The organism is Stutzerimonas tianxiuensis (genome assembly GCF_053470365.1).
On the sequence record NZ_JBPVWS010000004.1, the window covers coordinates 113,015 to 136,589 of the forward strand.

At 61.0% G+C, this 23,575-nt stretch carries 23 protein-coding genes; 4 read left to right on the forward strand and 19 right to left on the reverse strand.

What is annotated here, in order from left to right:
- Positions 1-7: 7 nt before the first annotated feature.
- The 3 genes from ubiD to trxA form a co-directional block, all read right to left on the reverse strand.
- A complete protein-coding gene (ubiD, locus tag ACSSNI_RS07100; protein WP_200636316.1) occupies positions 8-1,474 on the reverse strand; it encodes a 4-hydroxy-3-polyprenylbenzoate decarboxylase in 1,467 nt (488 codons plus the stop codon).
- Positions 1,475-1,590: 116 nt separating this feature from the next.
- Complete coding sequence (gene rho, locus ACSSNI_RS07105) at positions 1,591-2,850, reverse strand: transcription termination factor Rho (protein WP_019341285.1); 1,260 nt, start codon at positions 2,848-2,850, stop codon at positions 1,591-1,593.
- A gap of 230 nt (positions 2,851-3,080) precedes the next feature.
- The gene (gene trxA, locus ACSSNI_RS07110; RefSeq protein ID WP_019341284.1) at positions 3,081-3,407 is read right to left on the reverse strand and encodes a thioredoxin TrxA; all 327 of its coding nucleotides are present in this window, start codon (positions 3,405-3,407) and stop codon (positions 3,081-3,083) included.
- Positions 3,408-3,608: 201 nt separating this feature from the next.
- Here trxA and ppx point away from each other — a divergent pair, with 201 nt between their 5' ends.
- Complete coding sequence (gene ppx, locus ACSSNI_RS07115; RefSeq protein ID WP_159969186.1) at positions 3,609-5,111, forward strand: exopolyphosphatase; 1,503 nt, start codon at positions 3,609-3,611, stop codon at positions 5,109-5,111.
- A 53-nt stretch (positions 5,112-5,164) separates the two neighbouring features.
- Here the strand turns inward: ppx and ppk1 are convergent, their stop codons facing one another.
- Together ppk1 and hemB are read right to left on the reverse strand one after the other, a co-directional pair.
- Positions 5,165-7,369 carry a polyphosphate kinase 1 gene (ppk1, locus tag ACSSNI_RS07120; RefSeq protein ID WP_200636314.1) on the reverse strand — a complete coding sequence of 735 codons (2,205 nt, stop codon included), beginning with the start codon at positions 7,367-7,369 and terminating at the stop codon, positions 5,165-5,167.
- Between the two features lie 19 nt (positions 7,370-7,388).
- Positions 7,389-8,402: a porphobilinogen synthase gene (gene hemB / locus ACSSNI_RS07125; protein WP_200636312.1), complete on the reverse strand. Its 1,014-nt coding sequence runs from the start codon at positions 8,400-8,402 to the stop codon at positions 7,389-7,391.
- Between the two features lie 316 nt (positions 8,403-8,718).
- Between hemB and elbB the strand changes: the two genes are divergently transcribed.
- Together elbB and ACSSNI_RS07135 are read left to right on the forward strand one after the other, a co-directional pair.
- Positions 8,719-9,381 (forward strand): isoprenoid biosynthesis glyoxalase ElbB, encoded by a 663-nt coding sequence (elbB, locus tag ACSSNI_RS07130; protein WP_200636310.1) that lies wholly within the window; start codon positions 8,719-8,721, stop codon positions 9,379-9,381.
- Positions 9,382-9,536: 155 nt separating this feature from the next.
- Positions 9,537-10,004: a thioesterase family protein gene (locus ACSSNI_RS07135; protein WP_148923875.1), complete on the forward strand. Its 468-nt coding sequence runs from the start codon at positions 9,537-9,539 to the stop codon at positions 10,002-10,004.
- A 47-nt stretch (positions 10,005-10,051) separates the two neighbouring features.
- On the opposite strand, the gene ACSSNI_RS07140 is transcribed toward ACSSNI_RS07135, so the two are convergent.
- Genes ACSSNI_RS07140 through ACSSNI_RS07160 form a run of 5 tightly spaced genes read right to left on the reverse strand, consistent with a single transcriptional unit; the run spans position 10,052 to position 14,457 of the window.
- Entirely contained in the window at positions 10,052-10,513 is a 462-nt protein-coding gene (locus ACSSNI_RS07140) for a YaiI/YqxD family protein (RefSeq protein WP_200637107.1), read from the reverse strand.
- Between the two features lie 14 nt (positions 10,514-10,527).
- Positions 10,528-11,160 (reverse strand): LysE family transporter, encoded by a 633-nt coding sequence (locus tag ACSSNI_RS07145; protein WP_200636308.1) that lies wholly within the window; start codon positions 11,158-11,160, stop codon positions 10,528-10,530.
- Between the two features lie 50 nt (positions 11,161-11,210).
- Positions 11,211-11,972, reverse strand: coding sequence for a TerC family protein (locus tag ACSSNI_RS07150; RefSeq protein ID WP_102837298.1), 762 nt, complete (start codon positions 11,970-11,972; stop codon positions 11,211-11,213).
- 5 nt (positions 11,973-11,977) lie between these two features.
- Positions 11,978-12,550, reverse strand: coding sequence for a mechanosensitive ion channel family protein (locus ACSSNI_RS07155; RefSeq protein WP_200636306.1), 573 nt, complete (start codon positions 12,548-12,550; stop codon positions 11,978-11,980).
- Positions 12,547-14,457: an ATP-binding cassette domain-containing protein gene (locus tag ACSSNI_RS07160; RefSeq protein WP_200636304.1), complete on the reverse strand. Its 1,911-nt coding sequence runs from the start codon at positions 14,455-14,457 to the stop codon at positions 12,547-12,549. The genes ACSSNI_RS07155 and ACSSNI_RS07160 overlap by 4 nt, the downstream gene beginning before the upstream one ends.
- A gap of 66 nt (positions 14,458-14,523) precedes the next feature.
- Here ACSSNI_RS07160 and ACSSNI_RS07165 point away from each other — a divergent pair, with 66 nt between their 5' ends.
- The gene (locus ACSSNI_RS07165; protein WP_200636302.1) at positions 14,524-15,003 is read left to right on the forward strand and encodes a TIGR02444 family protein; all 480 of its coding nucleotides are present in this window, start codon (positions 14,524-14,526) and stop codon (positions 15,001-15,003) included.
- On the opposite strand, the gene ACSSNI_RS07170 is transcribed toward ACSSNI_RS07165, so the two are convergent.
- From ACSSNI_RS07170 to ACSSNI_RS07210, 9 genes are all read right to left on the reverse strand, one after another.
- Entirely contained in the window at positions 14,976-15,743 is a 768-nt protein-coding gene (locus ACSSNI_RS07170; protein WP_200636301.1) for an AlgP family protein, read from the reverse strand. The genes ACSSNI_RS07165 and ACSSNI_RS07170 overlap by 28 nt on opposite strands.
- A gap of 119 nt (positions 15,744-15,862) precedes the next feature.
- Complete coding sequence (rsd, locus tag ACSSNI_RS07175) at positions 15,863-16,327, reverse strand: sigma D regulator (protein ID WP_102837293.1); 465 nt, start codon at positions 16,325-16,327, stop codon at positions 15,863-15,865.
- A 252-nt stretch (positions 16,328-16,579) separates the two neighbouring features.
- On the reverse strand, positions 16,580-17,071 hold the full coding sequence (locus tag ACSSNI_RS07180; protein WP_200636300.1) for a disulfide bond formation protein B: 492 nt from the start codon (positions 17,069-17,071) through the stop codon (positions 16,580-16,582).
- Between the two features lie 128 nt (positions 17,072-17,199).
- On the reverse strand, positions 17,200-18,438 hold the full coding sequence (locus tag ACSSNI_RS07185) for a heme biosynthesis HemY N-terminal domain-containing protein (RefSeq protein WP_200636299.1): 1,239 nt from the start codon (positions 18,436-18,438) through the stop codon (positions 17,200-17,202).
- Positions 18,435-19,709 (reverse strand): uroporphyrinogen-III C-methyltransferase, encoded by a 1,275-nt coding sequence (locus ACSSNI_RS07190; protein WP_448258998.1) that lies wholly within the window; start codon positions 19,707-19,709, stop codon positions 18,435-18,437. The genes ACSSNI_RS07185 and ACSSNI_RS07190 overlap by 4 nt, the downstream gene beginning before the upstream one ends.
- Before the next feature lie 16 nt (positions 19,710-19,725).
- Positions 19,726-20,496: a uroporphyrinogen-III synthase gene (locus ACSSNI_RS07195; RefSeq protein WP_200636297.1), complete on the reverse strand. Its 771-nt coding sequence runs from the start codon at positions 20,494-20,496 to the stop codon at positions 19,726-19,728.
- Positions 20,493-21,431 (reverse strand): hydroxymethylbilane synthase, encoded by a 939-nt coding sequence (hemC, locus tag ACSSNI_RS07200; protein ID WP_200636296.1) that lies wholly within the window; start codon positions 21,429-21,431, stop codon positions 20,493-20,495. Before hemC ends, ACSSNI_RS07195 begins: the two co-directional genes overlap by 4 nt.
- Positions 21,432-21,568: 137 nt before the next feature.
- The gene (locus ACSSNI_RS07205; RefSeq protein ID WP_148923888.1) at positions 21,569-22,315 is read right to left on the reverse strand and encodes a LytR/AlgR family response regulator transcription factor; all 747 of its coding nucleotides are present in this window, start codon (positions 22,313-22,315) and stop codon (positions 21,569-21,571) included.
- Positions 22,312-23,394, reverse strand: coding sequence for a sensor histidine kinase (locus ACSSNI_RS07210; RefSeq protein ID WP_148923889.1), 1,083 nt, complete (start codon positions 23,392-23,394; stop codon positions 22,312-22,314). The genes ACSSNI_RS07205 and ACSSNI_RS07210 overlap by 4 nt, the downstream gene beginning before the upstream one ends.
- Between the last annotated feature and the right edge of the window lie 181 nt (positions 23,395-23,575).

Below are 23,575 nucleotides of genomic sequence, written 5' to 3' on the forward strand. Positions count from 1 at the left end.
CTGGTCATCAGTCGATGCCCAGGTCGGCCCAGAGTTCGTCGACCCTACGCTTCACCGCCTCATCCTGCACGATGGCGCGTCCCCATTCACGAGTAGTCTCGCCGGGCCACTTGTGGGTGGCATCAAGGCCCATTTTGCTGCCAAGGCCGGACACTGGCGAGGCGAAGTCGAGATAATCGATCGGTGTGTTTTCAATCAGCACCGTATCGCGCTTGGGATCCATGCGCGTGGTGATCGCCCAGATCACATCATTCCAGTCCCGGGCATTGATGTCATCGTCGGTGACAATAACGAACTTGGTGTACATGAACTGCCGCAGGAAGCTCCACACGCCCAGCATCACACGCTTGGCATGGCCGGGGTACTGCTTTTTCATGGTCACCACCGCCATGCGGTAGGAACAGCCTTCCGGTGGCAGGTAGAAATCAGTGATTTCCGGGAACTGCTTCTGCAGGATCGGAACGAACACCTCATTGAGCGCAACGCCGAGAATTGCCGGCTCGTCCGGCGGCCTTCCGGTATAGGTGCTGTGGTAGATCGCATCGTGGCGCTGGGTGATACGCTCGACGGTGAACACCGGGAAGCGGTCGACTTCGTTGTAGTAGCCGGTGTGATCACCGTACGGCCCCTCATCCGCCATTTCGCCAGGCTGGATATACCCTTCCAGAACGATTTCAGCCCCGGCCGGCACTTGCAGGTCGCTGCCCCGGCATTTGACCAGCTCGGTACGGCTGCCGCGTAGCAGGCCAGCAAAGGCGTATTCGGACAGCGAATCCGGAACCGGCGTGACGGCGCCGAGAATCGTGGCCGGATCGGCGCCGAGCGCCACCGCCACCGGATAGGGTCGGTCGGGATATTTCTCGCACCACTCACGAAAATCCAGCGCGCCGCCTCGATGACTGAGCCAGCGCATGATGACCTTATTGCGACCGATCACCTGTTGGCGATAGATACCCAGGTTCTGTCGCTCTTTGTTGGGGCCTTTGGTAATCGTCAGGCCCCAGGTGATCAGCGGCCCAGCATCCCCCGGCCAGCAGGTCTGCACCGGCAACCGGGACAGATCGACATCATCACCTTCGATGATCACTTCCTGACAGGGCGCGTCCTTGAGGACCTTGGGCGCCATGCTGATGACCTTCTTGTAGATCGGCAGCTTGTTCCAGGCGTCCTTCAGGCCCTTCGGCGGCTCCGGCTCTTTGAGAAAAGCCAAGAGTTTGCCGATCTCACGCAGCTCGGACACTTCGTCGGCACCCATGCCCAGGGCAACACGCTTGGGCGTGCCGAAGAGGTTGCCGAGAACTGGCATATCGAAACCGGTCGGATTCTCGAACAGCAGCGCCGGGCCCTGCTTGCGCAGAGTCCGATCGCAGATTTCGGTCATTTCCAGAGCCGGGGAAACGGCGGTTGAAACGCGCTTGAGTTCACCGCGCTGTTCCAGACCTCGGATAAAGTCGCGCAGATCGCGATACTGCATGCTTGAGCCTCACAGGGGCCGGCCGGGGCGGAAAGTGTAGCCTTGGCGCAGGCCGATACAAAACCTGCAGACAGACAAAGGCCGGGTTTCCCCGGCCTCGGCAACAACCACAGACCTTATTTGCGCTTCATCGACATGAAGAATTCTTCGTTGGTCTTGGTGTCCTTGAGCTTGTCGAGCAGGAACTCGATCGCAGCGCTTTCATCCATTGGGTGCAGCAGCTTGCGCAGAATCCAGATGCGCTGCAGCTCTTCTTCGCTGGTCAGCAATTCTTCGCGGCGAGTACCCGACCGGTTGATGTTGATCGCCGGGAATACCCGCTTCTCGGCGATACGGCGATCGAGCTGCAACTCAAGGTTACCAGTACCCTTGAATTCCTCGTAGATCACCTCGTCCATCTTCGAGCCGGTTTCCACCAGCGCGGTGGCGAGAATAGTCAGGCTGCCGCCTTCCTCGATATTTCGCGCGGCGCCAAAGAAGCGCTTGGGCTTTTCCAGTGCGTGGGCATCGACACCACCGGTCAGTACCTTGCCGGAGCTCGGGATCACGGTGTTATAGGCACGGGCCAGACGGGTGATGGAGTCCAGCAGGATGACCACATCCTTTTTGTGCTCGACCAGACGCTTGGCCTTTTCGATCACCATTTCAGCAACCTGCACGTGGCGGGTCGGTGGCTCATCGAAGGTAGAGGCGACCACTTCGCCACGCACGGTGCGCTGCATTTCGGTCACTTCTTCCGGGCGTTCATCGATCAGCAGGACGATCAGGTGACACTCGGGGTTGTTGCGGGTGATGTTGCTCGCGATGTTCTGCAGCATGATCGTCTTGCCCGCTTTCGGCGGGGCCACGATCAGACCGCGCTGACCCTTGCCAATCGGAGCACAGAGGTCGATCACGCGACCGGTCAGGTCTTCGGTCGAGCCATTTCCGGCTTCCATCGTCAGTCGCTTGTTGGCGAACAATGGGGTCAGGTTCTCAAAGAGAATCTTGTTCTTCGCGTTTTCCGGGCGATCGAAGTTGATCGTATCGACCTTGAGCAGCGCGAAATAACGCTCGCCTTCTTTTGGCGGGCGAATCTTGCCGACGATGGTGTCGCCGGTACGCAAGTTGAAACGGCGGATCTGGCTCGGCGAGACGTAGATATCGTCTGGGCCGGCAAGATAAGAAGAATCCGCGGAGCGCAGGAAGCCGAAGCCATCCTGCAGGATCTCCAGCACGCCGTCACCGGAGATTTCCTCACCGCTTTTCGCGTGCTTTTTCAGCAGAGAGAAAATCACGTCCTGCTTGCGCGAACGGGCCATGTTGTCGATGCCCATCTGTTCGGCCATTTCCAGCAGTTCGGTGATGGGCTTTTGCTTAAGTTCGGTCAGATTCATAGAGAGAGATCAGAAGGGATGAAGAAAGCGATTAGCTTGAGAAGCCGCGCAGCAGGAGACGAACAGGTTCGTTGTGCTTTATGAGGCTGAAGTGCGTCGGCGACGGCATGCAGAGGGCGACGGAGAAGCGTCGCAGGTCCGAATTTAGCACCGTGCAGGCGAAGCGTCCACCCTGCAGTCATAAAAAAGCCCCCGCAATTGCGAGGGCTTTTGAAAACAGCAGCGATGAATCAGATATTGCTATCCAGAAACGCCGCCAGCTGTGACTTCGACAGAGCGCCTACCTTGGTCGCCTCGACGTTGCCGTTCTTGAACAGCATCAGGGTCGGAATGCCGCGCACGCCGTACTTGGGCGGGGTTTCCTGATTTTCATCGATGTTCAATTTGCAGACTTTGAGCTTGCCTTCGTATTCCTTGGCGATTTCATCGAGTACCGGAGCGATCATCTTGCACGGACCACACCATTCAGCCCAGTAATCGACCAGAACAGGACCATCGGCCTGGAGCACGTCCTGCTCGAAGCTGCTGTCACTGACATTGTTGATGTATTCGCTCATGGAGTTTCTCCAGGGTCAAAATCAGAAGTGACGCCATCATAGCCCGGCTTGGTGCGGATCGAAAGTCGCAGCCTGTCGCTCGGGCAATAGACCATGGGCGGCACCATGGAATCGACAACGGCGGATGGTGGCCCAGCGCTGCGCGTTGGCGGATGTCGACGATCATGTCAGGATGTCGGGGTTTTGCACAGAGACCGCCCCATGCGCCCAACAGCCGCCGAACCATTTCCGATGATTGCTGCCCTGGATCTCGGCTCGAACAGCTTCCATATGGTACTGGCCCGCACCAGCAACGGCGAGATGCGCATCCTCGAGCGGCTCGGCGAAAAGGTCCAGCTGGCCGCCGGCATCGACGAGAACAGACAGCTCGACGACGCTGCCATGCAGCGCGGGCTGGACTGTCTTCGCCGCTTCGCTCAATTGGTCAACCATCTTCCCCAGGGCGCCGTGCGTGTGGTCGGTACGAATGCCCTGCGCGAGGCACGCAACCGCGCGCAGTTCATTCGCCAGGCCGAGTCGATCATCCAGCATCAGGTCGAAGTCATTTCAGGCCGAGAAGAAGCACGGCTCATCTACCTGGGCGTATCGCATACTTTTCCCGCCTCGAGCGGCAAGCGCCTGGTCGTCGACATTGGTGGTGGCAGCACCGAGTTCATCATCGGGGAAGGTTTCGATTCGCAGTTGCGTGAAAGCCTGCAGATGGGCTGCGTGAGCTTTACTCAGCGGTTCTTCCAGGACGGCAAAATCACCCCAGCCCGTTACGCCCAGGCCTATACCGCTGCAAGGCTAGAGCTGATGAGCATCGAGCACGGCCTGCGCCGGCTAGGCTGGCAGGACGCCGTCGGCGCCTCTGGCACCATCCGCGCCGTCGGCCTGGCAATCAAGAGTGCCGGGCTCAGTAACGGCGAAGTCACCGCTGATGGCATCGGCTGGCTCAAGCGCAAGCTGTTCAAGCTGGGCGATGTGGAAAAGCTCGACATGGACGGCATCAAGCCGGACCGCCGGGGTATCTTCCCCGCCGGGCTGGCCATCCTCGAAGCGATCTTCGACGCCCTGGAACTCGCCAGCATGGCGCATTCCGAAGGCGCACTGCGTGAAGGCGTGCTCTATGACCTTATCGGTCGGCATCACCAGGAAGACATCCGCGACCGCACCCTGAGCTTTCTCATGGAGCGCTACCACGTCGACACCGAACAGGCGGCGCGGGTAGAAGGCAAGGCGCTTGAGGCGTTCGATCAGGTCTCATCGGATTGGGGACTGGATGAGGAATGGCTGCGTGAATTGCTCGGCTGGGCCGCCCGAGTGCATGAGGTGGGCCTGGATATCGCCCACTATCACTACCACAAGCATGGCGCTTACCTGATCGAGCACTCCGACCTGCCCGGCTTCTCGCGTCAGGATCAGCAGATGCTGGCGCTGCTGGTTCGCGGCCATAGGCGCAACATACCCAGGCAGAAATTCGAAGAAATGAGCGAGGACGGCGTGAAGCTGACCAGACTCTGTGTGCTGCTGCGCTTCGCGATCCTTTTTCACCACATCCGCGGTCCGCAACAAGCGCCAGCGTTTCAGCTCAAAGCCGGCGACAATAGCCTGGACGTAGCCTTTCCTGATGGCTGGCTAGCCAACAATCCGCTGACCCAGGCTGATTTCGCCCTGGAAGCGGACTGGCTCAAGCGAATCGATTTCACCCTCAGCGTACGCTGAATCCAGCGGGCAGCGGAGCAATTCGCCCGCCGCCTCCTCTAGTAGCCGACTGCTTATCGCGCAGTCGGGCTACCCAGACGTTCCAGCAAAGCGTTCTGTACGTTTCGCGGATTCTGGTTACCACTCGGGCTGTTACGCAGATAACTGCCATCCGGCTGCAGCACCCAGCTCTGAGTGTTGTCGGTCAGGAAGCCCTCGAGCTCCTTCTTCACGCGAGTCACCAGCTTCTTGCCTTCGACCGGGAAGCAGGTCTCGACCCGCCGATCCAGGTTGCGCTCCATCCAGTCTGCACTGGACAGATACAGCTTCTCATCGCCCGCGTTGAGGAAATAGAACACGCGACTGTGCTCAAGGAAGCGCCCGATGATCGAGCGCACCTGGATATTGTGCGAGACCCCGAGAATCCCGGGGCGCAGACAGCACATGCCGCGGACGATCAGATCGATGCGTACGCCGGTCTGACTAGCCTTGTACAGCGCCCGGATCATTTTTGCGTCGGTCAGCGAGTTGATCTTGAGGATGATGTGAGCAGGCTTGCCTTCGCTGGCGTGCTGCGTCTCCTGGGCGATCATGTCCAGCAGCGCCTTTTTCAGCGTGAAGGGCGCGTGCAGGAGCTTTTTCATGCGCATGGTTTTGCCCATGCCGATCAACTGGCTGAACAGCTTCGACACGTCTTCGCAGAGCGCGTCATCCGAGGTCAACAGGCTGTAGTCGGTGTATAGCCGCGCATTACCGGCGTGGTAGTTGCCCGTGCCGAGATGGGCGTAGCGCCGCAGCTCACCATTCTCGCGGCGCAGAATCAGCATCATCTTGGCGTGGGTCTTGTAGCCCACCACGCCGTAGATCACCACGGCCCCGGCCTGCTGCAAGCGGCTGGCCAATTGCAGGTTGGATTCCTCATCGAAGCGCGCCCGCAGCTCAATGACCGCGGTAACCTCTTTGCCGTTACGCGCGGCTTCAACCAATGCGTCGACGATTTCCGAGTTGGCACCAGAGCGATAAAGCGTCTGCTTGACGGCCAGAACGCAGGGATCCTTCGCCGCCTCGCGCAGCAGGTCGATCACCGGAGTGAAGGATTCATAGGGGTGCAGCAGCAGGATGTCCTGTTTGCCAACCACGCTGAAGATGTTTTCGCTGTTCTGTAACAGCTTCGGGATCGCGGGCGTGAACGGGGTGTACTGCAGTTCGGGATGGCTCTCCAGCCCTGTAATACTGAACAGCCGGGTCAAGTTGACCGGCCCGTTGACCCGATACAGCTCGCTTTCGCTCAGGCTGAACTGCTTGAGCAGGAAGTCGGCGAGGTGCTTTGGACAGGTATCCACTACCTCCAGCCGCACGGCGTCGCCATAGCGCCGAGAAATCAGCTCTCCACGCAACGCTCGCGCCAGGTCCTCGACATCCTCGGTATCGACCGACAGGTCCGCATTGCGCGTCAGGCGGAACTGGTAGCAGCCCTTGACCTTCATGCCATGGAACAGGTCATCGGCGTGGGCGTGAATCATCGATGAGAGGAATACGTGGTTGGCACCAGGCCCGCCGACCTCCTCTGGCACCCGGATAACGCGGGGCAACAACCGCGGCGCCGGAATGATCGCCAGCCCGGAATCTCGGCCAAAGGCATCGATCCCTTCAAGCTCGACGATGAAGTTCAGACTCTTGTTGACCAGCAACGGGAACGGGTGAGTAGGGTCAAGCCCGATGGGCGTGATGATCGGTGCGATCTCATCACGGAAATAGCGGCGCACCCACGCCTTGATCTTGGTTGTCCAGTTGCGCCGCCGGATAAAGCGCACCTGATGTTTGACCAGCTCCGGCAGCAGCACCTCGTTGAGGATCGAATACTGCCGATTGACCTGTTCGTGAACCAGCTCGGAAATACGCGCCAGCGCCTGGTGCGGCTGTAGACCGTCGGCACCGGCCTGCTCACGCGCGAAAGTGACCTGCTTCTTCAGCCCGGCAACGCGAATTTCGAAGAACTCATCCAGGTTGCTGGAAAAGATCAGAAGGAACTTCAGCCGCTCCAGCAGCGGATAGGACTCGTCCAGCGCCTGTTCCAGCACGCGGATGTTGAATTGCAGCTGTGACAGCTCACGGTGGATATAGAGGCTGTTGTCGTCCAGATTCGGCGGCGGGGCCGGCGGTGCTGGCACCTCCTCTGTCTTATCCACCTCCGGCGCTGGCGGGGTCACTTCCTCGAGGGGTTGCGCCTCGATGGCAGCAGCCTGCAATTCACTTTCGCTGAGTCCCTGGTTAGTCATCGATCTGCCTCGGCAGGGCTCATCGCCCCTGTTTTAATTGTTGTGCCGCCTGTTTGGCGAAATAGGTAAGAATGCCATCGGCACCTGCACGCTTGAAGGCGGTCAGCGATTCGAGGATCACGGCATCGCTCAGCCAGCCGTTCTGAATCGCAGCCATGTGCATCGCATATTCGCCACTGACCTGGTAGACGAAGGTCGGCACTCGGAAGGCATCTTTGACCCGCCAAAGAATATCCAGATAGGGCATGCCCGGCTTGACCATGACCATATCGGCGCCTTCTGAAAGGTCTGCGCCGACTTCGTGCAGCGCCTCGTCACCATTGGCCGGGTCCATCTGGTAGGTGTTCTTGCTGCCCTTGCCCAGATTCGCAGCCGAGCCCACCGCATCGCGGAACGGCCCGTAGTAGGCACTGGCGTATTTGGCCGAATAGGCCATGATCCGCACGTTATGGTGACCGGCTACTTCCAGCGCTTCGCGAATCGCCTGGATACGTCCATCCATCATGTCCGATGGCGCGACCACCTGTGCGCCCGCCTCTGCGTGAGACAGGGCCTGACGGACCAGCGCATCGACCGTAACATCGTTCTGCACATAGCCGTTTTCGTCGAGAATGCCATCCTGACCATGAGTGGTGAAAGGATCCAGCGCAACGTCGGTGATGATGCCGAGTTCCGGGAAGCGCTCGCGCAGCGCACGGGTGGCGCGCTGGGCAATGCCCTCGGGATTCCAGGCCTCTGCCGCATCGAGGGATTTCTTTTCCAGCGGGGTTACCGGGAACAGCGCCAGCGCCGGAATACCCAGCGCGACCAGCTCTGCGGCTTCCTCCAGCAACAGGTCGATCGAAAGGCGCTCTACGCCGGGCATCGACGGCACCTGCTCGCGACGGTTTTCGCCGTCGAGTACAAACACGGGCAGGATCAGATCGTCCACACTCAACCGATTCTCGCGCACCAGCCGGCGGGAAAATTCATCACGACGATTGCGACGCAGCCGAGTAGCGGGAAACAAGCGATTGGCAGGAACGAAACTCACAGCGAACTCCTGGCCCGCCTGGCGGGCAATATGACGTTTATAAGCCGACAGCGTGACAGATTGGTGACAGGCCATCAGCGTCGACCGAAGATGGCCCTCATTGTCGCCACCCCGGGCAGGCTCTGCCAGTGCTTTGAACAGTCAATACCCGTAGCGACGGGCCTGGTCCAGACGCTCCGGCGGTTGAACACCCGTCGTGTTGAGGCATCCAACCATTATCGCGGCGGGCTTACCTTGAGCCTTGCCAAGGGCTAGCATCGAAGGCATTGGCCTGGCGCAATTGCCAGGCTGCCGAATCTGACCAGGAGTACCCTCAATGAATAGAAAGGTCGCCGTGATTCTTTCCGGCTGTGGCGTATACGACGGCTCGGAAATCTACGAGAGCGTGATCACGCTGCTGCGCCTGGACCAGCGTGGCGCCAAGGTTCAGTGCTTTGCGCCGGACATCCAGCAAATGCACGTGATCAATCACCTCACTGGTGAGGAAATGTCCGAAAATCGCAACGTGCTAACCGAATCGGCGCGCCTGGCCCGGGGGGAGATCAAGGCGCTGCACGAAGCCAATGTCGAAGAGTTCGATGCGCTGATCATCCCGGGCGGCTTCGGCGCGGCCAAAAACCTGTCCGACTTTGCCACCCAGGGCGCCGGCTGTACGGTGCTCCCTGAGGTATTGTCACTGGCCAAGGCATTTGCCGAGGCCGGCAAACCGGTCGGCATGATGTGCATCGCGCCGACCATGGCGGCGCAGATCTTCGGCCGCGGCGTGGTCTGCACGCTGGGCAACGACGACGATCCCGCTGCAGCCGCAGCGCGGGAGATGGGCATTGAGCACCAGGCGTGCGAGGTCACCGAGATCGTCGAGGACTCTCGGCACAACCTGGTGACGACACCTGCCTACATGCTGGCGCAGTCCATCAGCGAGGCGGCCTCGGGTATCTACAAGCTGGTCGACAGGGTACTGGCACTAACCGGCAAATAGCAGCTCGCCGCCTGTTCGCAACTCCTGCCCGGCGGCGGGAGTTGTCGCACGGCCACCGTGGCGATACAGCCAATCTCACCGGCGCTCCCGCCGCGCCGCTGGTCAATCCCGTCGCCCTCCGGCAGCTTAGTTAGACCTGCCCGAGAGCCTGACGCATGAATCACCCCATCGACACCATCGAAGAACAACAACACGCCGTGCGTCAGCTGTTCGAACGCATTCCGTTCAATGAATACCTTGGCATCGAACTGGACGAAGTGTCCCGCCAGCGCGTGGTGATGCACCTGCCAATGAAACACGAGCTGGTCGGCAACTTCTTTCACGGCATTCTGCATGGCGGGGTGATCGCATCACTGCTCGATGTCGTGGGCGGCGCCATGGCGATGATCGGAGCCTTCGAAAAGCATCAGCACCTGACGACCGAGGAGCGTGCCTTGCGCCTGTCGCGCCTCGGCACCATCGACCTGCGAATCGACTATCTGCGCCCAGGGCGTGGTGAACGCTTCAGTGCCGCCGCAACGCTGTTGCGTTCCGGTAACAAGGTGGCAGTGGTGCGCTCCGAACTGCACAACGAAGAAGGGGTGTTGATCGCAGTAGGTACAGGTACCTATCTCTGCGGCTAATCGGATATTTCGACCTGCAGCCTGATTCGACCGGCTACCGAGGTCGGTTAGCGGTCGCTGGTGCGGGAGAGCTGCGTTAATAGACGGTCCAACGCGTTGGCGAAGGCTTGACGGTCCCGCTCGCCATACGCCGCCTGCCCACCGCCCACCTGGCCCTGCTCTCGTAGATCAGTGAACAGATTGCGCACCGCCAGGCGATCGCCCATGTTGCGCTCGTCGAACTCACGCCCGCGCGGATCGAGGGCGGCCACGCCTTTCTTAACCAGGCGATCCGCCAACGGCACATCGCTGCAAATCACCAGCTCGCCAGGTTGCGCATGCTCGACCAGATAATCATCTGCGGCGTCCGGCCCGCTCGGCACGACGATCAAGCGAACACAGGCGAAGGCCGGTTTGGTCTGGCTCTGACCCGCGACCAGCAAGACCTCGAACTTGCGTTTGAGGGCGAACTTGATCAGCTGCTCTTTAGCGGCCTTGGGACAGGCATCGGCATCAACCCATACCCGCATCGGCGCGGCCGCCGTCATGCCACCGCCCGCCGCACCATAGCCAACAAGGCTGCAGCACCGGCGAACATGGCGGCGAAACTGCGATTGACCAGGCGCTGCTGACGCGGCGTACGCAACAAGCGCAAGACTCGGGACGCCAGTCCGGTGTAGCCCGCCATGACGATCAGGTCGACAACCACCATCGTCGCGCCCATATGCAGGTACTGCAGTATCAGGTCACGCTGCGGGTCGAGAAATTGCGGCAGCACCGCGAGAATGAACACGATGGCTTTGGGATTACTGGCATTGACCAGAAAACCGCGAAACACCAACGCCATGGGCCGACCGATCGGCCGCGGTGCAGCGCTGTCGTCGAGCATCGAAGGGACAGTCTGCCACTGCTTGAGCGCCAGCCACAGCAGGTAGACGACGCCGAACCATTTGATCAGGCTGAAGGCGAGCGACGAAGTCGCCAGCACCGCCCCGACCCCAGCGGCCACCACAGCAATCTGCATTGCCAGCGCGATCTGCAAGCCGATCGCGTTCCAATAACCGCGCCAGAAGCCGTACTGCAATCCGCAGGACATCGAGGCGATCGCTCCCGCCCCCGGCGACAGGCTGATGACCCAACAGGCAACAAGAAAGGCAAGCCAGGTTTCGAGCGTCATGATTGATCCTCCAAGAGGCTGCGCCTGCAGGCGCAGCTTTCAGCGCAGCCTTAGTCCGGCATGTCTTTGCCGAGCTTTACCGGCTCCTTCAGCTTGCGCTTCATGGCCTTGCGCATGCGTATGTTCAGCGCCTCGACGCCCAGCGAGAAGGCCATGGCGAAGTATACGTAGCCCTTGGGCACATGCGCGCCGAACGCTTCGGCCACCAGCAGGGTGCCGACAACGATCAGGAACGACAGTGCGAGAATTTTAAGCGTTGGATGCTTCTCAATGAAATCGCTGATGGTACCCGCGGCGAGCATCATCACGCCGACAGCGATAACGATCGCGGCGACCATCACCTGTACGTTATCCACTAGGCCCACAGCAGTGATCACCGAGTCCAGCGAGAAGACGATATCGATCACCGCGATCTGCAGGATGATGCCAACGAAGCCTGCTTTGACCGCACCTCCAGTGGTGCTTTCCGACTCTTCTTCGCCCTCAACGCTGTGCCAGATTTCCATCGTGCTCTTGAACAGCAGAAACAGGCCGCCGAAAAACAGGATCAGGTCACGCCCGGACACACCGTGCTCGAATACGGTGAACAAGTCATTGGTCAGGCGCATGACCCAGGCGATCGATAGCAACAAGAGAATCCGCGTGCCCATTGCCAGTGCCAGGCCGAAGAAACGCGCCTTGGGTTGCTGCTCTTTTGGCAAGCGCCCGACGAGGATGGAGATGAAGATGATGTTGTCGATACCCAGGACGATTTCCAGGGCGGTCAGGGTCAAGAATGCGACCCATATTTCAGGGCTGCTCAGCCATTCCATGCGTACTACTCGTGTGCGTTGTGATGAGGGGGCTGGATCTCGGTACCGCGCCAGCGGCGCAATACTTTCTGGAAGAACAAGCTGTTGGGCACCTGAACGATGGCACCCGTTCCGCTATCGGCGGACTCCTCCAGCGTGGTGTACAGCAGGTTTATATCGATCACGCGCCCTTTGACGATCGGCTTGTCGAAGCTTTCCACCAGCTCCACCATGTCGCCCAACCGGAACGGGCCAACGGTCATGATCAGCACGGCGCAAAGCAGGTTGGAGAGCACACTCCAGATTGCAAAGAAGGCCACCGCCGCCACGGCCACGAATCCGGAGAAGGCGGTCCAGATAACCGTTGCGGATACACCGAAGCGCTCTAGCACCATGATCAGCGCGCCACCGATGATCAGCCAGCGGATGCCACCGCGCAGCGGCAGAAGCAATTCAGGCGGCAGCGGATAGCGACTGCCAAGCCGCCCGAGCCCGCGCACCACCAATCGCTGCAGGAGGTAGGCCGCCAGCAGAATCACCAGCACCTGCAACCCGAGCAACAAGGGATCGCGCCATTCCATCAGCAGTCGCTCGTTCATGCACTGCCCTCGAGCTCGCCCTGCAAGGTTTCCAGCGCCTCGAGCGCGCCCAGCCAGGCCTCTTCCAGCTCGCTCTCGCGCACCTTCAGCTCCGCCTGTTTGGCCAGCAGCTCGCGCAGTTCGTCCTTGCGAGCGACCTCGTAGAGGGCTGCATCACCGAGGCGCTGCTCCAGGTCGACCAGCTTTTCATGGACTCCGACGAGATCCTTTTCGAGCCTGTCAGCCTGACGTTTGAGCGGTGCGAGCTGCTGTCGCAGCGCGGCCGCCGCCTGACGCAAGGCGCGCTTGTCGGTTTTGTCGCCGGCCTGCTCGTTCGTGGTCACCGGCTGTTGCCGCGTGCGGTAGTCCGCTAGCCAGCGGGCATAATCTTCGAGGTCTCCGTCGAAGACCGCGACCCGTCCCTCAGCGACCAGCAAGAACTCGTCGGTCGTGCTCTTGAGCAGGTGGCGATCATGCGACACGACCAAGACGGCACCTTCGAAATCCTGCAGCGCAAGCGTCAGCGCCAGGCGCATTTCCAGATCCAGATGGTTGGTCGGCTCGTCGAGCAGCAACAGATTGGGCTTACCCCAGGCGATCAGCGCCAGCGCCAGCCTGGCCTTTTCACCGCCCGAGAAATTGAGAACCGGCTCATCGCAGCGATTACCGCGAAAGTCGAAACCACCGAGAAAATCACGCAGTACCTGTTCACGTTCGCCAGGAGCGATGCGTTGCAGATGCAACAGCGGACTGGCCTTGGCATCCAGAGCATCGAGTTGATGCTGGGCAAAATAGCCGATAACCAGGTTTTCACCACGCTGCAGACGCCCCGCTAGCGGCTGCAGCTCGTTGGCAAGTGTCTTGATCAGCGTCGACTTGCCCGCGCCGTTGGGCCCGAGCAGGCCAATCCGGGCGCCGGGCACCAGCTGCAGCTTGACCTTGTCCAGCACCTGCTTGTCACCGTAGCCAAGACGCCCCTCGGCTAGATCCAGCAGCGGGCTTGAGACTCGGTCCGCCTCGCGGAAAGCAAAGTCGAACGGCGAATCGATATGTGCCGGCGCCAACTCCTCGAGCTTTTCCAGCGCCTTGATCCGGCTCTGCGCCTGGCGCGCCTTGCTGGCCTTGGCTTTGAAACGCCGAATGAAGTCTTCCATGTGCTCGCGCTGTGCCTGTTGCTTTTCGAACGCCTGCTGCTGCTGCGCCAAGCGCTCGGCACGGGCCCGCTCGAAGGCCGAGTAGCCCCCGCGATAGAGCGTCAGCTTGCGTTGCTCGACGTGCACAACATGACCGACCACCTCGTCGAGAAAGTCGCGATCATGGGAAATCAGCATCAACGTGCCCGGATAGCTCTTGAGCCAGGCTTCCAGCCAGAGGATAGCGTCAAGGTCGAGGTGGTTGGTGGGTTCGTCGAGCAGCAACAGATCAGACGGACACATCAGCGCCTGCGCGAGGTTCAGACGCATCCGCCAGCCGCCGGAAAAGCTGCTGACCGGAAGATCCATCTGCTCGTTGGCAAAGCCCAGGCCGGCCAACAACTTGCGCGCTCGGGCGTCAGCGGTATAGCCGTCGGCATTGTCGAGCTCGGTGTGCAAGCGAGCCAGCGCGCCGCCGTCGTGGGCGGTTTCAGCCTCGATCAATGCCCCCTGAACGCGGCGCAACTCGGTATCGCCGTCCAAGACGTAATCGACCGCCAACCGATCGAGCGTATCGACCTCCTGGCGCATATGTGCAATACGCCAGTCCGGCGGCAGCTGGCAATCGCCTTCGTCGGGGGTGAATTCGCCGCGCAGCAAGGCGAACAGACTGGATTTACCGGCGCCGTTGGCGCCTACCAGCCCGACCTTCTGGCCAGGATGCAGGGTCAGCTCGGCGCCTTCCAGCAAACGCTGTGGGCCGCGCTGTAGAGTCAGGTTCTGAAGTCGGATCATAATGGCGGCGGAGTCTATCAGGTCGCCCGGAAATCCATCCGGCTGCGCACGAAAAAAACCTTACAGATGAACAACGACGACCTCTGGAATTTTGCCCTCGCCTGCTATGCAGAGCCCGACGCGGAAAAGGCGTGCCTTGAGCTGCAAGCACTAGGGCTGGACGTCTGCCTGTTGCTCACCTGCAGCTGGTTGGAAATCCGGGGCGTCCGTCAAAATGCGCAGCGATTGGAACAGCTGAAACAGCTCAGCCTAGACTGGCAGCGCGAGGTTGTAGTGCCCCTACGAAGTCTGCGCCTGGCGTGGCGTGAGCAGGCAGCCACCGACACCGAGCTCGAAGGCCTGCGAAAATGCGTCAAGCGATTGGAACTGGATGCCGAACGGGTTCAACTTGATCGCCTTCAACAGGCCACACAACACTGGCGCACGGAGGACGGATCGGATGATTGGCTGAATCAGCTAAGCACGAGCGTCGATGGCGACGCCCGTGCATTACTGAACGTGCTGCGCCGTGCAGCTACTCAGCTGGATGCTGGCGGGGCGGGCTGATCGGCACTACCAGCCTTGGCTGAGGCCGGCTTGCGCGCGGCGGCGGGTTTGGCAGCGCCCGAAGGTTTGGCTGTAGATGCTTTTGGCTTTGCGCGGCTACTGGCGGGCCGAGCAGGACGTTTCGCCGCGCTGGTTGCGGCGGCCTGGCCGCTGGAAGTGTTAGCAGCAGCGGATTTGCCACTCGCAACCTTGGAGGCTGCCGGTCGAGCGCGGGTTGTGGCTGCGGGCTTGCGCGCTGCTGTGCTCGAACTGCTGGAAGATTGTTTGGCTGGCGCTTGCTTGGTTGTCGCTGGCGCGGCCTTGCGTTGCGCGGTAGCCGAACGTGCCGGCGAGGCTTTGCTTCGCGATGCCAGTGCTTGCGCTGCGGCCTCTTCTACCTGAGTGACGCCTCTCGCCAGGCTCAAGCTCTGCTCGGCGTCGCGCTTGAGGTCGGCCAGGTAACTCAAGGTTTCGCTCTGCCGCGCCTGCAGCAAGGCGAGCATGTCATCCAGTTCGGCCAGCCTGGCGCGAGCCTTGCTTTGGGCTTTCGACTTACCTGCATTGCCAGCCTCATCGAGCTTGGCTCTCACTTTGATCAGTTTTTCCTGCGTCTTGCCCCGCTGCTTTTCGAGCTTGGCCAGGAGAATCTCTGCGTCCTTCTGTGCATCGGTGCAGGCTTTTTCCAGATGCACGACCAAACTCTTCGATAACTGCTGAAGCAAGTGCAGCGGAGTCGTGACCGCGTTTTTCTTTGCTGGCATGAAAGCGCCTCCTGGCGGGATTGGTGCAGCCATACTAGACGGGCTGCAGTGATCCGCCAACCGACCAGCGAAGCGTGCCGCAAGCAATCCTTCGCTCGCAGCTGACCAACAGGTGCCGGTCAGGCGGTAGCTGCGGGCTCTTTGTGCGCGGTGTGCAGCACTTCGATCAGGCAGTCTTCCAGCTCGAAGCGTTCATGCAGCAACTGACCCAGATGTTTCAACTCTTCTGAGAGGCCAGGGCTTTCCAGGCAATCGCCCTTGTCGCACCGATCATTAAACGCCACTGCCACTTGGGTTATCGCCTCGATACGAGGGTAAATCTGACGTGCCAGATCCAGCCCGCGTTTGTCACCAAAGGCTTCAGCTTCGTTGAGCAATTGCTCGTAGATCTCGAAATGACCAGCCGACACGTAGTCCAGGAGTATTTCGCAGAATTTTTGCAAGGCCGGGCGGGTAGCCGCTTCGGCACCCCCATGCAGCCCATCGAATGCGTTGATCAATGCATGGCGTTCTTGCAGCCAGCGGTCGATCAGCAGGTGCACACCTCCCCAGCGTTCCTGGGCGTTCCGACAGCTCTCGAGCATGATGACCTCACTTTCCCTAATCGATGATGCCTGTTGCGCCTTCCGAGACGGTTTTTTGTCTTGGGATATCGGCCTTGGGTGAGTGACAGCGAAATTGGCAGAAAACCGACGCCGCCTGGGCAGACTAAGCTGCGCGGAACGAAGCATCAAGCAGCAGGGATGAATTTCATCTGGCCAGACTTGAGCATCAGCGCTTCGCCCTGCTCATTGACCATCAGGCGAGACGATCATTCGCTCGCCTCGTCAAAAAGCCTAGTCGCGACGCAGCAACTGCCAGAAACAGAACACAGCCATTGCAATGAATGCGAGCAACGTCCACTCCGGAATGCTCATACCGAGCAGTGTCCAGCTGACTTCAGCGCATTCGGCCGTACCATGAAGCACCAGCCGGGCGATCTCCTGGAACGGCAGCGCATCCATCATGTATTCGAGACTGGGCAAGCAGCTCGGCAACTGATCGGCAGGCATGTTCTGCAGCCAGATCTGGCGTATCGCCGTACCCCCACCTGCCACGGCGAACAGGAGTGCCAAAGCCGAATAAACGCGGCGACCGGTCCTGCCCGGACCGTGCAAGGCAGCGACTAGGCAGACCAGGCCAAAACCGATGACGCAGATACGCTGAACGATGCACAACGGGCATGGCGCCAGCCCGACAACATGCTCGAGATAGAGGGCAGCGATCATCATCAACGCGCAGCCAATGAAGGCCAGAAGAAACAGCGAACGTGGGCTGGCCAGGTTCATGGCGACTCCGCAGACAGGAAAAGTTCGCTACGGTAGTGCGGCACGCAGCGCGCTGCAAGCCATACGCAAATCGCCGCAGCGGCGCGGGACGGATGTCACGACCCGAGCTGCTACGGCGACCGTTTTAACTAACTGCTGCTGGTTGTTTGTATCTGGTTGACGCCGGGGTGAGCAAGGAGCCCCAGGCCTTCCTGAAACAGCCGGTTGCTGCGCTCGTTGTCTCCCAGCTGGGCCAGCAACCGCGCCAGCTCGGCGCAGGTTTCCGGACGGTGCTCGAAACGCAGACTGGCCTCGAGGTAATCGCGCGCCTTGCCCCACAGCGCGTTGCGCATGCTCAGCCGACCAAGCGCGAGCAGCAGCTCCGCGTTCTCCGGATGAGCCTTGAGCCAGCCCTCTGCGTTCGCCAGCTGACGCGCCGCGTCCTGACCGCGGACGCGCCCATAGCGCTCGACCAGACGATCATCGAACTGGCGCTTGAGCGCTGCATAGAGCACTTCTTCGGCCTTGGCGTCCGCACCCAAACGGGACAGTCCGTCAGCGTAGGCACGCACCAGCAGCGACTCACTGCGCAACCCGGAAGGAACGGCCTGCCATTTCTGATTGAGGGCCTGCAGAGCGTCCTCATCGCTGGTCGTCGCGGCCTGGCCGGATTGCTCAAGTGCTGCAGTCCAGGCCAACAGCTCCAGCTCACTCAGGCGAGCCGGCGGCAAAACACGGTGCTTTCGCAGCTCGGGCAGCAAACGGCACAGCGCGGACCAGTCTTGCAGCTGAACGTAGAGTTGCTGGAGCAGGGTCAGCACATAGGCATGACGAGGATGCTCGCTGTGCAGGGCATTGAGCGTTTCCCGCGCCTCGCTGTATTGGCCCCTGGCAATTTGCAGCTGAGCCTGGGTCAAGCCAACCGCAAGCCCTGACTCGGGCTCGCGCTCCCTTGCCTTGCGCAGCAACTCGTCGCTCTGATCGTGCTCGCCCAACTCATTGGCGGCACGCGCCGCGCCGAGATAATGCACAAGCGGTTGGTGATCGTGCTCGGCCGCGGAGCGCAAATGGCCCAACGCGTGACCCCACTGTCCCTCGGCCAGTTCTCGCAAACCGCTTCGTGATGCCTTGCTGACACGCCGTTCGCGGTGGCGACGCGACCACGGATTAACCAGAGCCCCGGATGTATGCAAAAGGCCGAGCACCCAGTGCACCACCATTGCCAGCAACCAGAGGCAAGCGATCAGGCCCAGAAAAATCCAGAAACTCGATTCGTAGCGGAAGCGGTCGTAGCTGATCAGGACATAACCCGGATCCTGTGCGATGGCCCAGCCGAGAAACCCGACGATCGCTATAAGCAGGATCAGGACAAAGGCGAATCGCTTCATGCGCGCTGCCCCTCTTCGGTCGCGGCGCCGTCAGTAGCCGGCTGCTCCGGTTGTGGGCTCGCCTCTTCTGCCGGCTGTTCTGCTGGCTGTTCAGGGCTGCTGTCAGCGGACGACTCGGCACCTTCGGACGATTCACGCTTCTGCACATAGGTCTGCAACGCGCGGAGCGCCGGCGCCAGATCCGGCAGACTGACCGAGACCTGGCGCTTTTTCAGCTCTTCGATGCGGTCGCGCAGCCCTCGACTCTGACCGTTTTCTTCGCTGAAGAGGTCCTGGATCAACTGCGCCGCCTGATCGAGCGATTGCTGATAGACCTCTTCGTTGCCATTGAGCACGGCCCACTGTGCCTGCTCGATAGCCAGCGACAAGGCCAAGCGCACCTGCGCCAGGCTTTGTCCGGCAAGCAGCGGTTTGACGCTATTGCCGGAATCGAAGTCGATACGTACGTAGCGCGTCAGCTCATTCAACCAACGCTGCCAGCGACTATCAGCCTGTCCGCCATCAGCACCGGGTCCCGCCTCGAATTCCGGAGCCAGGCCGTTGAGCTGGTTGGCCTGACCACGCAACGCGCCAAGCTGAAGAAACAACCCGGTACGGTCCAGCTCCGGCAGACTGCGCAACGCTTCAAGCCCTTCGAGCAACTTCTGCCGCGCTGCGTAAGCGCCGGGATCGTCCTGCTTACGCAGGATCAGGTCCGCCTCGGCAAGCAGCGATTCGGCGCTGTTCACGTCCTGCATCGCCGACAGACGCAACATCGCCATGCGCAGCAGATGCTCGGCCTCGGCAAGCCGCCATTGCTCGCGGCTAGCCCCGAGAACCTGTTCGACACGCCCCGCCAACCGCTGCTGATCACTTTGCAGCTCGGAAAGCAAACGGCGACGATCCTCCAACTGTTCGGCTGAGGGCAGTTGTTCCAGCTTGCCGAGACGGCTGGCCAGTTGCTGGCTGCGCTCACCCAACTGGCGGGTCTGTTCGCTCGTAGCCTGGGCCGACTGCTGCTGTTGCTGCTCCTGATCGGCGATCTGCTGAGTCTGCCAGACGCTATAGCCCCCCGCAGCCAGACCGGCCAGGCCGACCAGCAGGGCCAGACCGGCCAACCCCTTGCCGCCGCTACGCGCATCGGGCTTGGCAGCGGACGGCGATTTTGGTGGCGGCGCCTTGGGCGGTTCTTTCGAGTCCTTCTGCGAATCTTTCTTGACCGAATTCTGAGCTGCGACGGAGTCGTTGCCCTTGGGTTGCTGCGGTGCCTTGTCGGAGTCTACTTCGCTCACGTTTCCATCCTTTGCATCAGGAAGCGGGCCCGGGAGTGTTCCGGAGCGCCGCCAGCAAAGCCGCGGTTCCAGCACCGCGGCAGTCCACAATTCTTTTAGCACCCAACGCCGCGGCCATCTCGGCCACACGCGGGCTGGGTACAAACAAGGGTAGTTCACGCAGCGCTGACCAATCGAATCCTGCCAACTCGCGTAACGACTGCAAACCCTGTCCACTGCTGACCACCATGGCATTCAGCCGTTCCGAACGAACCAACTTCATAAGTCGGTCGCAGGGATAGTCAGGCAGGTATCTTCGGTACAGTTCGAGGCTGTCGACGTGCGCGCCGCGGGCGCGTAGCGTGTCGGCGATAAGCTCACGCCCGCCTTCGCCTCGAAGGATCAACACCTTTGGATCAGGCCCGCTTATCGCGTCGACGAGCCGTGGCAAGGCAAGCAGGGCTTCGCTGTCATCGCCTACGGCCGGCCAGCTAACGTCCAGTCCGTAATCGGCCAGTATCGCGCCGGTCGCTGCACCAACACTGAACCACGCCTGCCCTGCGGGCTGCTGCGGCCAGTAGCGGCGGAGCAGCTCCAAGGTCAGCCTGGCAGCCGGCTTGCTGACAACCACCACCGCAGCGTAACGGTCCAGCTCCAGCATGGTCATGCGCTGCTGAGGTGTTTCGGCGAGCGCCTCGATGGCCAGGAGAGGTAGGCTTGCACTGTGAATTCGCTGCTCCTCCAGCGTGGCGGCTAGCGCCGCACACTCCTCAGCCGGTCGCGTCAGCAATAGACGCCAGCCGCTCACGCCTTGCCGGCCTCGCCATAAATATCCTGGAGGATCTTTCCAGCGCCTTGCTGCAACAACTCTTCAGCGATGCGCACGCCGAGCGCTTCGGCTTCGACGTTGGGTGCGCGGCCTTCAGCGCGCAGGAGCAAAGCACCGTCGGGCTGTCCGACGAGCCCACGTAACCACAGCTGCTCGCCTTCGAGGACCGCATAACAGGCGATCGGAACCTGACAGCCCCCGTTGAGGTGGCGATTCAGCGCACGCTCGGCCGTGACGCGAAGCGCCGTATGCGAATCGTTCATGCATTGGAGCAGCTCATGCAGCTCGGTGTCGCCGGTTCGGCACTCGATCCCGACCGCGCCCTGCCCGCCCGCGGGCAGGCTGTCTTCGACACTGATGCTGGCGCGGATGCGCTCGCCGAAACCTAGCCGGATCAGGCCGGCCGCCGCGAGGATGATCGCGTCGTACTCGCCTGCATCAAGCTTGGCCAGACGGGTGTTCACATTGCCACGCAGAAACTGAATCTTGAGATCAGGCCGACGCGCCAGCAGTTGAGCCTGGCGCCGCAGGCTGGAAGTGCCCACGACCGCGCCGGAGGGCAGCGCATCGAAATTCTCGTAGTGATTGGAGACGAAAGCATCGCGCGGATCCTCCCGCTCACAGATGCAGTACAGGCCGAGCCCCTCGGGAAACTCCATCGGCACATCCTTCATGGAGTGCACGGCGATGTCCGCCTCGTTCTCCATCAGGGCCGTTTCCAATTCCTTGACGAAAAGGCCTTTGCCGCCAATTTTTGCCAGCGGAGCATCGAGCAATTTGTCGCCCCGACTAACCATCGGCACCAGGCTCACCGTTATGTGCGGATGTGCGGCTTCCAGGCGCGCCTTGACGTATTCGGCCTGCCACAGGGCCAGGGCACTCTTGCGGGTAGCGATGCGAATTTCGCGGGACATGAGCAATTCCAGACAGATTAAACTGCCGGCGATGATAACAGGCCAGGAATGGCGATCGGGTTGGCAGGGATCAAGGAAAGCCGTCCGGTGGACGGTTGAGCTGGAACGCGGCGCCTGTCCTTAGCGCCGATACCGGATCAGATGCTTTGCATCAACTTGCGCACACCAGCGACATGCCGGCGGCTGACCGTCAGCGGCTCGCCTTCGAGCCCCTTGAGGAACAGCTGAAAATGTCCAAGGGGCGTGCGCTGCAAGCGCTCGATACGGTCACGATAGACCAGCGCATTGCGGTGGATGCGGACGAAACGCTCGCCGAACTCATCCTCGAGCGCCTTGAGCGGCTCATCCAGCAGCACCTCGCCACCTTCATGACGGAGGGTGACGTATTTGTGGTCGGCGATGAAGTAGATCACCTGTGGCAACGGGATCAGCTCGATGCCCTTGCGGGTCCGCGCACTGATGTGGCTGCGCGGGCCGGTACCACTCACTGCGGCCGGACGGGTCAACGCCGCGAGCTGAACCCGGTTGGGCCGCTCGGCTTTCTTCAACGCTTCAGCGAGATGCTCAGGCCGTACCGGCTTGACCAGATAACCGACCGCACTGACCTGGAAGGCATCCAGCGCGAACTCGTCATGAGCGGTACAGAAGATCACCGCGGGCGGTGCATCGCGCTCGCACAGTTTGGCTGCAACCTGGAGGCCATCAAGCCCGGGCATACGGATATCCAGCAACACAACATCGGGGCGCAGTTCCTCGATCAGGGACAGCGCCTCTTCGCCATTGGAGGCGGAAGGTTCCAGGACACGATAGCCGTCAAGGTCACCTACCAGTCGGCTGAGGCGCTCGCGGGCTAGAGGTTCGTCATCGACAATCAGCACATTCATACAGTTCTGGCTTCCTGCTTTTGTGTCGCACACGGATAGCGTAGACAGGTGTAGTAACGGGCATTACGCCGCTCCACGCTGAGACTCGCCGCGGGACCGAAAAGTGCCGTTAGTCGTGCGTCTATATTGTGCAGCGCTTGCTGAGTCCCTCTAGATGGGAGCTTTGGAGCCGCTTCGTCAAAGGGGTTACTGACCTGCAAATGGAACACGCCGTCAGCATAATACGCCGCCACGCTGACCACCCCGCCCTCGATTCTTGGCTGGATTCCATGTATCAGCGCGTTCTCCAGCAGCGGCTGCAGGGTGAGCTGGGGAATCGGTAGATCATCCGGCACGGCGTCGACTTGCCATTCGACACTCAAACGCTCACCGAGCCGGTACTGTTCGATGGAAAGATACCGGCGTGACAATTCCAGTTCTTCGCGCCAGGGCACCAGAGTGCCGGGGCGGGCCAGGCTGGCGCGGAACAGATCGGACAGATCGAGCACGGCTTGCTCGGCTTTGGCCGGATCGGTGACCACCAGGCTGGCGATGCTGTTCAGGCTGTTGAACAGAAAGTGCGGCCGGATACGCGCCTGCAACGACTCGATGCGCGCGCGCAGCTCGGCCTGTTCCTGCCGCCGCCATTGGCTCTGCAGATAGAAATAGCGCAGCAGCAGGCCCGACATGATCAAACTGATCAGTGCATGACGCAGATAAAGATTCACCTCGCCGACGCGGGTCAGCGGGCCGCCAAGCTGGTAGATATCGGCGACCGCCGTGCACGCCAGCGTCAGCCCGACCACCATGGCACAGCAGGCAAGCCCAGCCAGCCAGGCCGGCAACCTCGCCAGCAGCGGTCGCAACTGACAGGTCAGGCCGGCCGACAGCAACATCACCCATTGCACGAACAGGGACGACAACGCCAGGCGCATCCAGTTGAAGCCAGGCTGCATCGGCTCGGCGAGCACCAGCACCAACACCAGCAACTCAGCGAGCAACACCAGGCCAAGCAGGGCATCGGGCTGGCACAGCTCGGGCACGAAGAAGTCATCGACAGGGGCCGCGGGCCGCGTTCGATCGGTTTTTTTTGTTCGCATGCATCGAGTTTCCGCGCGGCGTGAGCGCAAAGCAAGGTGAGCCCGGCAATGCGGCGCCTGCCGTTGCGCAGAGGCCGTCCAGTCTATCGGCTCGGTTTAATCCGAAGGTGACGAGCGGTCGCCACTTCAAAGCTTCGGCAGTCATGAAAGTGGCGCTTTCGGCCGATAAAAGGAGTTCTAC